Source organism: Pantoea sp. X-Soil-ISGK-259 (assembly GCF_059730705.1).
In genome coordinates this window covers 3,034,397-3,046,568 of sequence record NZ_AP035986.1, presented here as the reverse complement: position 1 = coordinate 3,046,568, position 12,172 = coordinate 3,034,397, and the positions used below count along the sequence as shown (strand labels likewise).

Sequence of the window (12,172 nt, the reverse complement as noted above, 5' to 3'; positions counted from 1 at the left end):
GGAACGTGTTGGATTGCCAGCCCCGTTTGGTATGCAGAGTCACAGACGCAACAAAGAACTGGAATCGCATGAACCCCATCCTGATTAACAAGCTTCAGCGCAAACTGGGCTACACTTTTACTCATTCGGAACTGTTACAGCAGGCCCTGACTCACCGCAGCGCCAGCAGTAAGCATAACGAACGCCTGGAATTTCTTGGCGATTCAATTCTTAGCTATGTGATCGCTAATGCCCTTTATCACCGCTTCCCGCGGGTTGATGAAGGTGACATGAGCCGCATGCGCGCCACACTGGTGCGTGGCAACACGCTGGCTGAAATGGCCCGCGAATTTGATCTTGGCGAGTGCCTGCGTCTGGGACCGGGTGAGCTGAAAAGCGGCGGCTTCCGTCGTGAATCTATTCTTGCAGATACGGTCGAGGCGCTGATTGGCGGCATTTTCCTCGACAGCGGTATTGAGCGGGTAGAACAGCTGATCCTTGACTGGTATCAGAGCCGTCTGGACGAAATCAGTCCTGGCGACAAACAAAAAGATCCGAAAACGCGTCTGCAGGAGTATCTGCAGGGACGTCATCTGCCACTGCCAAGTTATCTGGTCGTGCAGGTGCGTGGCGAAGCCCACGATCAGGAATTCACCATTCACTGTCAGGTGAGTGGCATGGCCGAGCCGGTCGTCGGCGTCGGCTCCAGCCGTCGTAAAGCTGAGCAGGCAGCAGCTGAACAGGCGCTGATAAAATTAGGTCTCGAATAGGTCTGTCGGGGTGACCGTGCCGGAGCGGCACACAGTGAATCATCCTTTGGCAGTTCTGTCCCGGCGTCAGAAGACGCTGAATGACACACGATTCAAATAGCACTTTTTCAGCGCCGTATCATGCGCTGAACAACTCAGGATTCGAATGAGCGAAAACGTTACTTATTGCGGCTTTGTCGCGATTGTTGGCCGACCAAACGTCGGTAAATCCACCTTACTGAACCAGTTACTGGGGCAGAAGGTGTCGATCACCTCGCGTAAGCCACAAACCACGCGCCACCGCATCATGGGCATTCACACCGAGGGCGAATATCAGGCGATCTACGTCGATACTCCGGGTCTGCACATGGAAGAGAAGCGTGCCATTAACCGTCTGATGAACCGCGCAGCCAGCAGTTCGATTGGTGACGTAGAGCTGGTGATCTTCGTGGTTGAAGGCACCCGCTGGACGCCAGATGACGAGATGGTCTTAAACAAACTGCGCGACAACAAAGTGCCGGTCGTGCTGGCGATCAACAAGGTCGATAATATCCAGGATAAAAGCATTCTGCTGCCGCATCTGCAGTTCCTGAGCCAGCAGATGAACTTCCTCGATATCGTGCCTATCTCTGCTGAGAGTGGCAAAAACGTCGATACCATTGCGGCGATTACCCGCAAGCATCTGCCACAGGCCGATCATCACTTCCCGGAAGATTACATCACTGACCGTTCACAGCGCTTCATGGCGTCAGAGATGATCCGTGAAAAACTGATGCGCTTCCTGGGCGCTGAACTGCCTTACTCTGTCACGGTTGAGATTGAGCGCTTCGTTACCAACGAACGCGGCGGTTACGATATCCATGGTCTGATCCTGGTTGAGCGTGAAGGGCAGAAGAAGATGGTGATTGGCAACAAAGGCGCCAAAATCAAAGTCATCGGAACCGAAGCGCGCAGGGACATGGAAGAGATGTTCGAAGCGAAAGTGCATCTCGAACTGTGGGTGAAAGTGAAATCCGGCTGGGCAGACGACGAACGTGCACTGCGCAGCCTGGGTTATACAGACGATCTCTGATTCAATGGAAGGCTGGCAACGCGCCTTTGTGCTGCATAGTCGTCCCTTCAGCGAAACCAGCCTGCTGCTCGACCTGTTCAGCGAAAGTGAAGGACGGGTTCGGGTACTGGCCAAGGGCGCGCGTTCCCGGCGTTCCAACCTGAAAGGCGCGTTACAGCCTTTTACCCCGCTGCTGGTTCGCTGGAGCGGGCGCGGGGAAGTTAAAACCCTGCGCAATGCCGAAGCGGTGTCGCTGGCTTTACCGCTCAGCGGCATCACGCTTTACTGCGGTCTCTACGTCAATGAGCTGGTCTCACGCGTATTGCAGCAGGAATCTCCCTTCCCGGAACTCTTCTTCGACTATCTCAACTGTCTTCAGGCGTTAGCCTCAACACACGGTAAGCCCGAACCGGCACTGCGACGATTTGAACTGGCGCTGCTCGGTCACCTGGGTTACGGCGTCGACTTCCTGCACTGCGCCGGCAGCGGCGAGCCGGTCAGCGACGATATGACCTACAGCTATCGCGAAGAGCGGGGTTTTATCGCCAGCCTGGTGGTGAACAATCGCAGCTTTACCGGACGGGAGCTGCACGCCCTGTGTGAGCGAGAGTTTCCGGATGCCGACACCCTGCGTGCCGCGAAGCGCTTTACGCGCATCGCCCTGAAGCCTTATCTTGGTGGCAAGCCGCTGAAAAGTCAGGAGCTGTTCCGCCAGTTTATCCCGAAGAAAAAGCCCGAACAGGCAGAAGAATAGCGCTGGTCGTACCGCCTGTTTATATTTGCGCGGTACACTCAACATCACGATGGAAAAGAAGTGAGGATGGTCATGGCTGAGTTGCTGTTAGGCGTCAATATCGATCACATTGCCACGGTGCGTAACGCGCGTGGGACAAACTATCCCGATCCGGTACAGGCGGCGTTTATCGCCGAGCAGGCAGGCGCAGACGGCATTACCGTGCACCTGCGTGAAGATCGCCGTCACATCACCGATCGCGACGTGCGAATTCTGCGTGACACGATTCAGACGCGCATGAATCTGGAGATGGCGGTCACCGATGAGATGATCGGCATTGCCTGTGACATTCAGCCCCATTTCTGCTGCCTGGTGCCGGAAAAGCGTCAGGAAGTGACAACGGAAGGCGGACTGGATGTGGCGGGACAGCAGGAGAAGATGAACGCGGCCGTGCGACTGCTGAAGGATGCTGGCATTCTGGTTTCGCTGTTTATTGATGCCGATCACCGCCAGATCGAAGCCGCCGTTGCCACGGGTGCGCCTTACATCGAAATCCATACTGGCGCTTACGCCGAGGCACCAGAGGGACTGGCGCGTGACGCTGAGCTGGCGCGCATTCGCCATGCCGCGACTTTTGCTGCCAGCCTGGGGCTCAAAGTTAACGCCGGTCATGGTCTGACCTACCACAATGTGCTGCCGATTGCCGCGCTGCCGGAAATGCATGAGCTGAACATCGGCCATGCGATTATCGGGCGTGCAGTAATGAGTGGCCTGCCGGATGCAGTTAAAGAGATGAAGCAACTGCTGCGTGAAGCCCGTCGCTAATGGCTATTCTCGGATTAGGTACGGACATCGTTGAGATTGAACGCATCGCCGGGGTGATAGAGCGCTCCGGAGATCGGCTGGCGCGTCGGGTGCTGAGTGAAGCCGAATGGCACCAGTATCAGGCGCACAAGCAGCCGGTGCGCTTTCTCTCCAAACGTTTTGCGGTTAAAGAGGCGGCAGCAAAAGCCTTTGGCACCGGCATTCGCAGTGGTCTGGCGTTTAATCAGTTTGAAGTTTACAACGATGCGCTGGGAAAACCGGGGTTACGCTTCTTTCAGCATGCCGCTGACGTGGCAGAGAGGCTGGGCGTTAAGCACGTTCACGTGACGCTGGCCGATGAGCGTCACTACGCCTGCGCCACGGTAATCATTGAAAGCTAGCCGTGCAGCAGCACGAACTTCTCCCACAGCGCATCGCGAGATTCGGTGTGCTGTGGGTCTATGATAATCGTGTTGTCGATGGGGCAGACCTGCTGACAGGTTGGCCGCTCATAGTGCCCGACACATTCCGTGCAGCGGCTGACATCAATCTCATAGATCGCATCGCCCAGTGAAATCGCCTGATTCGGGCACTCCGGTTCACACATATCGCAGTTAATGCATCTGGACGTAATCAACAGCGCCATTTTACCCACCTGATACCAACAGAAAAAGCGCGGGTATTATACGTGCTGACGCTGATCAGACCAGCTTTTTCACCAGCGCTTCACTGTGACGAATATGGCTGGACGCGCGCTCCGGATCGTTTTGCACCAGCGCCATAAAGAGCAGATCGGTCAGAGCAAGCTGTGCCGTGGTTGAGGAGATCGCCGCGCTGCGGGTACTCTGCTCTTCCGCCACCGTATAAAGACAGTAACCGGCACTCTGCTGCAGGGTATTCGGCGTAAAACCCGTGAACGCCACCACATCTGCGCCCACCTGAACCGCTTCCTGCGCGGCCAGATTGATCTCTCGCCGTTCACCGGTGTAAGAGATGGCGAGCAGCACATCGCCTGGCCCCATCGCCTGCACGCTGGCCAGCAGGGCGTGCATATCCTGTTCCGCCACCGCATTAATGCCGATCTTCATCAGCTTCCAGGAGAAATCTTTCGCCACCAGGCCCGAGGCGCCGATGCCCACCAGTAAAATACGGCGGGCATTTTTCAGCAGCTGTAACACGTCGTTGAGCTTTTCTTCGCTATTAATATCCAGGGTGGCGCGGATCGCTGAAAGCTTTTCTGTCAGCAGCTTTTCACCCACCATTTTAAGCGGGTCGTCGCTCAGAATATGGTTATGCACGGTAATGGCATCCTTGTCCGCCAGTGACTCACTCAGGGCCAGCTTAAGCGCCGGAAAACCTTTATAGCCCAGCTTCTGAGCAAACTTCACTACGCTCGACTGACTGACGCCGGACTCTTCCGCCAGTTTTTGTGAACTCAGGTGACGCGCCCGATCGGGTTGCGACAGTAAAAAATCCGCGAGCCGACGTTCGTTCAACGCCAGTCGTGGATAAAGCTGGCGAATGCGCAGCAAAGAACTCATGCCCAATCCTCGTCATTCAGGGATAATCAATGAAGAATAAACTATTCATCGGGCATTGTAGTCATCGGAATTAAAAATGACAGTCATCGCCGTACCGCCTGATGATGGCTACACTACTCTTTATCATTCCAGAACCAGCCATAAAGGAGAGTTGTTTGACCAGGGGAACACAACGTCGCATCGTATTTTTTGACCTGGATGGCACTTTGCACCAGCAGGACATGTTCGGCACGTTTATGCGCTATCTGCTGCGTCGCCGCCCGCTTAATCTGCTGCTGGTGGTGCCGGTATTGCCGGTGGTCGGTATCGGCCTGCTGTTTAAAGGCCGTGCGGCTCGCTGGCCCATGAGCCTGCTGCTCTGGTCAATTACCTTTGGACGCTCTGAGCAGACATTGCTGCGCCTCGAAGCGGAGTTTGCGCAGTGGTTCCGGCTGCGCGTGAAAGCGTTCCCGGTGGTGCAGCAGCGTCTGACGGATTATCTCAGCAGTGATGATGCTGAAGTCTGGCTGATCACCGGATCGCCACAGTCGCTGGTGGAGCAGGTCTATTACGACTCCGCGTTTCTGCCACGTGTGAAGATGATTGCGAGCCAGATGCAGCGCGGCTGGGGTGGGCGGGTGCTGGCGATGCGCTGTCTTGGCCATGAGAAAGTGGCGCAGCTGGAAGAGAAAATCGGTACGCCGCTGCAGCTTTACAGCGGCTACAGCGACAGCAAACAGGACAACCCGCTGCTGTTTTTCTGTCAGCATCGCTGGCGCGTGACCCCGGCGGGTGAACTGCAACAGCTGGAATAAGTTTTTAAAGGACCGATGAGACCGCTATAATGCGCCGCTTTTTAGTCGCCCGGAGTGGTCAGCGTGAAACAACAAGATGAGTACTGGATGCGCCATGCGCTTGGTCTGGCGCGACGGGCGTGGGAGCAGGGCGAAGTGCCGGTGGGCGCGGTGCTGGTTCAGAACGACCAGGTGATTGGCGAAGGCTGGAACCGGCCCATTGGTCAGCACGACCCGACGGCGCACGCCGAAATCATGGCTCTGCGCCAGGGCGGTAAAGTGCTGGAAAATTATCGTCTGCTGGATACCACGCTTTACGTGACGCTGGAGCCGTGCGTCATGTGTGCCGGTGCTATGGTTCACAGCCGCATAACGCGTCTGGTTTATGGTGCGCACGATGTTAAAAGTGGCGCGGCGGGATCGCTGCTGGATGTGCTGGGCCACCCTGGCATGAATCATCAGATTGAATTGCACAGTGGCGTGCTGGCTGAAGAGTGCGCCGCCATGCTGAGCGATTTTTTCCGTATGCGTCGCGAGCAGAAAAAAGCGCTGCGTCAGGCGCAGCGCCAGGGTTAGTTCATCGCGATCTTTGGTTCAACCGCCGGATAGCCCTTCGCCAGTTCGGCCTGGGCTTCCGCCTGCTGCTTCAGACGCTTCTCCTGCTCCTGCAGATAACCCACCAGACTTAGCTGATACTTGCGGATATTCTCCACGTAGTTATAAGCTTCATGCCCTCGGGCGTAGCCATACGTCGTCTGGGTGTAGTAACGCTTCTGACTCAGCATCGGCAGACGCAGCTTTACATCCGCCCAGCTGTCCGGATCGCCACCCTGGCGTGCCGTCAGCTTGCGGACGTCGAGCATATGGGCATAGCCCATGTTGTAAGCCGCCAGCGCAAACCAGATACGTTCATCTTCCGGGATGCTCTGTGGCACCTTCGCCATCATATCCTGCAGATACTGACTGCCGCCGCGAATGCTCTGTTCGGGATCGGTACGATCACCCACATCCAGACTCTCCGCGGTGTTACGCGTCAGCATCATCATGCCGCGTACGCCGGTAGGGGAGGTGGCCTGCGGATTCCAGTGCGACTCCTGATAGGAGATCGCTGCCAGCAGTCGCCAGTCAATGCTGGTAGCGTACTTCTCAAACAGCGGTTTGATGTCGGGCAGCGTATTGTCGATGGCCCGCAGGAAAGTGCGGGTATCGACATAATCAAAGGTGCCGACGTGGCCGAGATATTTCTCCTCCAGCCGCGCCATCGCGCCTTCTTCTCCCATCCCGTTAAAGAAGTCGAGCATCGCCGCATTCAGGCTGTCATCATCGCTGTGCCGCACATACCAGGTCACCGGCTCTTCATCGGTGACGTCGAACGCGACCGCCAGCTGCGGATAAATGCGCTGCAACAGGGCGATGGTGACGGAGTCGCCAATGGTGTAGTCGAGCTTGCCATCAGCTACCGCTTCCAGCAGGGCTTTAGGGCTCTGATCGGTGGAGATCGCCCAGTCCAGATCGGGAAACTGATTAGAACGCGCGCTCTTCAGCGTTGACAGGTAAGCCGATCCCGCCGCAACCGTTAGCCGCCCCTTTAAGTCACCGAGGTTTTTAGGGCGCGGCTTATCCACGCGATAGACCAGCTGCTGCGAAACATTGTAGTAACCTGGCCCGGTCTGATAACGCGTCAGGCGTTCATTGTTATAGTTCAGCCCGGCGGCCAGCACATCGGCTTTGCCATCGTCAAGGTCATCAAACAGATCGCTCAGGTTAGGACGAACCGTCACCTTAAGTTTGACGCCCAGATAATCGGCGAAACGTTTTGCCAGCTCATAGTCCATACCGGCCGGTAATTGGTTAACTGTGTAGTAAGTCAATGGGGAGTTGATGGTACTGACACGCAGCACTCCCCGCGATTTAATCTGTGAAATCTGGTCCTGCCCCCCCCCATACCAGGGAATGGATGGCCATAGCGCTAACGCTAACAGCACGGCAACCAGACCGATAAACAGATAATTAAATTTTAGGCGTTTCAAATAGTTATCTCTCGCTGGCTCTAAGGCCTCTGTCTTTTAAAGGCAGTATTTATCTTCTTTGAACTCCCAGAGCGAGGGGCATTTTGCGCAACAAAATCACGCTGAGCAACTTTTATAGCAGCTTTTGCGCAAATTTCAGGCAAATCCGGGTCGCCAAAAATTGTGCGCAAACGGTTTCGTCGCGAGGTCGCTTTCTCTATAATACGCCCCGTTTTCCCTGTTGCGCCCAATTTGCGTCGCCCGGCGCCCTGACGAGAGACTTATTAATGGAAATTCTGCGTGGTTCGCCCGCCCTGTCGGCATTTCGTGTAAACAAACTGCTGACCCGCTTTCAGGACGCTCATCTGCCGGTGAGTGATATTTACGCTGAGTACATCCATTTTGCTGATGTCAGTACGCCCTTAAGCGCTGACGAACAGAGCCGTCTGCAACGTCTGCTGAAATATGGTCCCTCTCTTGCTGAACATGCTCCACAGGGTCGTCTGCTGCTGGTGACACCGCGTCCTGGTACCATTTCGCCCTGGTCATCCAAAGCAACCGATATCGCCCACAACTGCGGCCTGCCACAGGTCCGTCGTCTGGAACGTGGTCTGGCTTTCTATGTACAGGCTCCCCAGCTGACCGAAGCGCAGTGGCAAACGCTGGGCACACTGCTGCACGATCGGATGATGGAAACGGTCTTCAGTGACCTGGCGCAGGCTGAGCAGTTGTTCGCGCACCACACGCCGCAGCCGGTGAAAAGTGTCGATCTGCTGGGTGAGGGCCGTCAGGCGCTGGTGCAGGCCAATATCTCCCTGGGTCTGGCGCTGGCAGACGATGAAATTGACTACCTGGTGGCGGCGTTTACCGCACTGGGTCGTAACCCCAACGACATTGAACTCTATATGTTTGCGCAGGCGAACTCTGAGCACTGTCGTCACAAGATTTTCAACGCCGACTGGATTATCGACGGCGAGAAACAGCCAAAGTCGCTGTTTAAAATGATCAAAAATACGATGGAGAAGACGCCGGACTTCGTGCTCTCTGCCTATAAAGATAACGCCGCCGTTATGGAAGGATCAGAGGTTGGCCGCTTCTTTGCTGACGCCGGAGAGAGCGAGTACCGCTGGCATCAGGAAGCTGCGCACATTCTGATGAAGGTGGAAACGCACAACCACCCAACGGCGATTTCGCCGTGGCCAGGCGCGGCCACCGGTTCTGGTGGTGAAATCCGTGATGAAGGCGCAACCGGTCGCGGCTCCAAGCCAAAAGCGGGCCTGGTCGGATTCTCGGTCTCTAACCTGCGTATTCCTGGCTTTGAACAGCCGTGGGAAGAGGACTTCGGTAAACCAGCCCGCATTGTCAGCGCACTGGAGATCATGACCGACGGACCTCTGGGCGGCGCTGCCTTCAACAATGAATTTGGTCGTCCGGCTCTGAATGGCTACTTCCGTACTTATGAAGAGCAGGTCACCAGCCACAACGGCACTGAGCTGCGCGGCTATCATAAGCCGATTATGCTGGCGGGCGGCATCGGTAACATCTGTGCCGATCACGTGCAGAAAGGCGAAATCACCGTAGGCGCGAAGCTGGTGGTGCTGGGCGGTCCGGCCATGAACATCGGCCTGGGCGGCGGCGCGGCCTCATCCATGGCCTCGGGTCAGTCTGATGCCGATCTCGACTTCGCCTCTGTACAGCGTGATAACCCGGAGATGGAGCGCCGTTGTCAGGAGGTGATCGACCGCTGCTGGCAGCTGGGCGATGAGAACCCGATTCTGTTTATCCACGACGTGGGCGCAGGCGGCCTTTCCAATGCTATGCCGGAGCTGGTCAGCGATGGTGGTCGTGGTGGCCGGTTTAACCTGCGTGACATCCTGAGTGATGAGCCAGGCATGAGCCCGCTGGAAGTCTGGTGTAACGAATCACAGGAACGTTATGTGATGGCCGTAGCACCCGATCAGCTGGCGCAGTTTGAGGCGATTTGCCAGCGCGAACGCGCACCTTTTGCCGTAATTGGTGAAGCCACCGAAGAGTTGCACCTGAGTCTGGAAGATAGCCATTTCGATAATAAGCCTATCGATATGCCGCTGGATGTCCTGCTGGGCAAAACGCCGAAGATGACGCGGGATGTGGTGACGCAGCAGGCGCAGGGCACCGAGCTGCAGCGTGACGGCATTACGCTGGTTGATGCGGTGAATCGCGTACTGCATCTGCCTGCTGTGGCGGAAAAAACCTTCCTGATCACCATCGGTGACCGCAGCGTGACCGGCATGGTGGCACGCGACCAGATGGTCGGGCCGTGGCAGATCCCGGTGGCCAACTGTGCGGTGACCACTGCCAGCCTCGACAGCTATCACGGCGAAGCCTTTGCCCTGGGCGAACGTTCACCGGTTGCGCTGCTGGACTTCGCAGCATCGGGTCGTCTGGCGGTGGGTGAAGCCCTGACCAACCTGGCGGCAACGCAGATTGGTTCGCTGAAGCGCGTGAAACTCTCCGCTAACTGGATGTCCGCTGCGGGTCATCCGGGTGAAGATGCGGGTTTATATGCGGCGGTGAAAGCCGTCGGCGAAGAGCTTTGCCCGGCGCTGGGGATCACCATCCCGGTCGGTAAAGATTCGATGTCGATGAAAACCCGCTGGCAGGAAGGCACTGAACAGCGCGAGATGACTTCGCCGCTGTCGCTGGTGATTACTGCGTTTGCACGCGTCGAAGATGTCCGTCGCACCATCACGCCACAGCTGCAGGCCGATCAGGACAACCTGCTGCTGCTGATCGATCTGGGCAACGGCGCGAATACGCTGGGCGCAACCGCGCTGTCGCAGGTCTATCGCCAGCTCGGTGACAAACCTGCCGATGTGCGTGATGCCACCCAGCTGGCGGGCTTCTTCAATGCGATTCAGGCGCTGGTGGCTGAGCAGAAACTGCTGGCCTACCACGACCGCTCTGACGGTGGTCTGCTGGTGACGCTGGCCGAGATGGCCTTTGCCGGTCACTGCGGCATTGACGTTGATATCGCCTCGCTGGGCAGCGATACGCTGGCGGCCTTGTTCACCGAAGAGCTGGGTGCGGTGATTCAGATCAACGCCGCCGATCGCGATGCCGTTGAGCGGATCCTGGCCGATCACGGTCTTGCCGCTTCCACGCATCTGCTGGGCAGCGCGCAGCCAGGCGATCGCTTTGTGATCCGTTCCGGTGACAGTGCGGTTTACAGTGAAAGCCGCAATACGCTGCGTACCTGGTGGGCAGAAACCACCTGGCAGATGCAGCGCCTGCGCGACAACCCGGCGTGTGCCGATCAGGAGCATGAAGCGAAGAAAAACGACAGCGATCCTGGTCTCAACGTCAATCTGACCTTTAATCCGCAGGAAGATGTGGCGGCACCGATGATCGCGACGGGCGCGCGTCCACGCGTCGCCGTGCTGCGTGAGCAGGGCGTGAACTCCCATGTGGAGATGGCCGCTGCCTTTGATCGTGCTGGCTTTACCGCCATTGACGTTCACATGAGCGATCTGCTGGCCGGGCGTCGCGGTCTGGAAGCGTTCCAGGCGCTGGTTGCCTGTGGCGGCTTCTCTTACGGTGATGTGCTGGGTGCCGGTGAGGGCTGGGCGAAGTCGATTCTGTTCAACCCGCGTGTTCGCGATGAGTTCGAAACCTTCTTCCACCGTCCGCAGACCCTGGCGCTGGGCGTCTGTAACGGCTGTCAGATGATGTCCAATCTGCGTGAACTGATTCCGGGCAGCGATCTCTGGCCGCGCTTTGTGCGTAACCAGTCTGAACGCTTTGAAGCGCGCTTCAGCCTGGTCGAAGTGGCCGCCAGTCCGTCACTGCTGCTGGACGGCATGGCCGGTTCGCATATGCCTATCGCGGTTTCGCACGGAGAAGGTTTTGTTGAAGTGCGTGATGCGACGCATCTGGCGGCCCTGGAGTCGAAAGGGCTGGTGGCACTGCGCTTTGTCGATAACTTCGGCAAGGTGACAGAAACCTATCCGGCTAACCCGAATGGCTCACCTAACGGCATCACCGCTGTGACCAACGAAAGTGGTCGCGTCACCATTATGATGCCGCATCCGGAGCGTGTTTTCCGTACCGTCAGCAACTCCTGGCATCCGGCAGAGTGGGGCGAAGACAGCCCGTGGATGCGCATTTTCCGCAATGCGCGCAGACAGCTGGGTTAATGTAATCCGCTGAAATGAACAGGAGGCCGGTGTGCCTCCTGTTCTTTTTTACGCCGCTGTTGGCAAATGGCGACAAGGGGGATATTGCACTGTCTCTTTATGGCGACATCTATCTCATTGATTTTAAATGAGCGGGTATCCGGGGTGATTTAATGTCGCCTTGTGGAGACACATTGACGCTGTCTGCATCGGACTTTTCGCAGGTGTCATTGGAGCAGCTCGTTCAATCTGCTGAAAAATATAATGATTTATTTTCTGGCATGAAACTTGCTATACTTATGCAGCTGCTCATTCACCTGTTTATGATTGCCCCGCGAAGCGGATAAGAGCTCATAAAGCCCGAATGACGCACCAAACG

General features: G+C 56.8%; 11 protein-coding genes. 8 read left to right on the top strand and 3 right to left on the bottom strand.

Features of this window, described 5'->3' with window-relative positions:
• The first annotated feature begins 68 nt into the window (after positions 1-68).
• From rnc to acpS, 5 genes are all read left to right on the top strand, one after another.
• Complete coding sequence (gene rnc, locus AC6I77_RS14395; protein ID WP_003848606.1) at positions 69-749, top strand: ribonuclease III; 681 nt, start codon at positions 69-71, stop codon at positions 747-749.
• A gap of 145 nt (positions 750-894) precedes the next feature.
• A complete protein-coding gene (gene era / locus AC6I77_RS14390; protein WP_003848607.1) occupies positions 895-1,800 on the top strand; it encodes a GTPase Era in 906 nt (301 codons plus the stop codon).
• 4 nt (positions 1,801-1,804) lie between these two features.
• A complete protein-coding gene (gene recO / locus AC6I77_RS14385; RefSeq protein WP_003848609.1) occupies positions 1,805-2,533 on the top strand; it encodes a DNA repair protein RecO in 729 nt (242 codons plus the stop codon).
• A gap of 72 nt (positions 2,534-2,605) precedes the next feature.
• Positions 2,606-3,337 carry a pyridoxine 5'-phosphate synthase gene (gene pdxJ, locus AC6I77_RS14380; RefSeq protein ID WP_003848612.1) on the top strand — a complete coding sequence of 244 codons (732 nt, stop codon included), beginning with the start codon at positions 2,606-2,608 and terminating at the stop codon, positions 3,335-3,337.
• A complete protein-coding gene (gene acpS / locus AC6I77_RS14375) occupies positions 3,337-3,717 on the top strand; it encodes a holo-ACP synthase (protein WP_497817071.1) in 381 nt (126 codons plus the stop codon). Before pdxJ ends, acpS begins: the two co-directional genes overlap by 1 nt.
• Here acpS and AC6I77_RS14370 read toward each other — a convergent pair.
• Positions 3,714-3,962: a YfhL family 4Fe-4S dicluster ferredoxin gene (locus AC6I77_RS14370; protein WP_003848615.1), complete on the bottom strand. Its 249-nt coding sequence runs from the start codon at positions 3,960-3,962 to the stop codon at positions 3,714-3,716. The genes acpS and AC6I77_RS14370 overlap by 4 nt on opposite strands.
• A 55-nt stretch (positions 3,963-4,017) precedes the next feature.
• Positions 4,018-4,857, bottom strand: a complete 840-nt coding sequence (locus tag AC6I77_RS14365) for a MurR/RpiR family transcriptional regulator (RefSeq protein ID WP_003848617.1) — start codon at positions 4,855-4,857, stop codon at positions 4,018-4,020.
• Between the two features lie 155 nt (positions 4,858-5,012).
• On the opposite strand from AC6I77_RS14365, the gene yfhb reads away from it, so the two are divergent.
• Both yfhb and tadA read left to right on the top strand, forming a co-directional pair.
• Positions 5,013-5,651, top strand: a complete 639-nt coding sequence (gene yfhb / locus AC6I77_RS14360) for a phosphatidylglycerophosphatase C (RefSeq protein ID WP_039659517.1) — start codon at positions 5,013-5,015, stop codon at positions 5,649-5,651.
• Between the two features lie 63 nt (positions 5,652-5,714).
• Positions 5,715-6,206, top strand: a complete 492-nt coding sequence (tadA, locus tag AC6I77_RS14355) for a tRNA adenosine(34) deaminase TadA (RefSeq protein WP_110411086.1) — start codon at positions 5,715-5,717, stop codon at positions 6,204-6,206.
• Here the strand turns inward: tadA and mltF are convergent.
• Positions 6,203-7,660, bottom strand: coding sequence for a membrane-bound lytic murein transglycosylase MltF (mltF, locus tag AC6I77_RS14350; RefSeq protein WP_003848623.1), 1,458 nt, complete (start codon positions 7,658-7,660; stop codon positions 6,203-6,205). The two genes, tadA and mltF, sit on opposite strands and share 4 nt — an antisense overlap.
• Before the next feature lie 266 nt (positions 7,661-7,926).
• On the opposite strand from mltF, the gene purL reads away from it, so the two are divergent.
• Positions 7,927-11,814: a phosphoribosylformylglycinamidine synthase gene (gene purL, locus AC6I77_RS14345; protein WP_497817070.1), complete on the top strand. Its 3,888-nt coding sequence runs from the start codon at positions 7,927-7,929 to the stop codon at positions 11,812-11,814.
• Positions 11,815-12,172: the final 358 nt, after the last annotated feature.

Bases quoted from the DNA above. Each gene is read 5' to 3' on its own strand.
- rnc (WP_003848606.1), top strand. From the start codon at position 69: ATGAACCCCATCCTGATTAACAAGCTTCAGCGCAAACTGGGCTACACT.
- era (WP_003848607.1), top strand. From the start codon at position 895: ATGAGCGAAAACGTTACTTATTGCGGCTTTGTCGCGATTGTTGGCCGA.
- recO (WP_003848609.1), top strand. From the start codon at position 1,805: ATGGAAGGCTGGCAACGCGCCTTTGTGCTGCATAGTCGTCCCTTCAGC.
- pdxJ (WP_003848612.1), top strand. From the start codon at position 2,606: ATGGCTGAGTTGCTGTTAGGCGTCAATATCGATCACATTGCCACGGTG.
- acpS (WP_497817071.1), top strand. From the start codon at position 3,337: ATGGCTATTCTCGGATTAGGTACGGACATCGTTGAGATTGAACGCATC.
- AC6I77_RS14370 (WP_003848615.1), bottom strand. From the start codon at position 3,962: ATGGCGCTGTTGATTACGTCCAGATGCATTAACTGCGATATGTGTGAA.
- AC6I77_RS14365 (WP_003848617.1), bottom strand. From the start codon at position 4,857: ATGAGTTCTTTGCTGCGCATTCGCCAGCTTTATCCACGACTGGCGTTG.
- purL (WP_497817070.1), top strand. From the start codon at position 7,927: ATGGAAATTCTGCGTGGTTCGCCCGCCCTGTCGGCATTTCGTGTAAAC.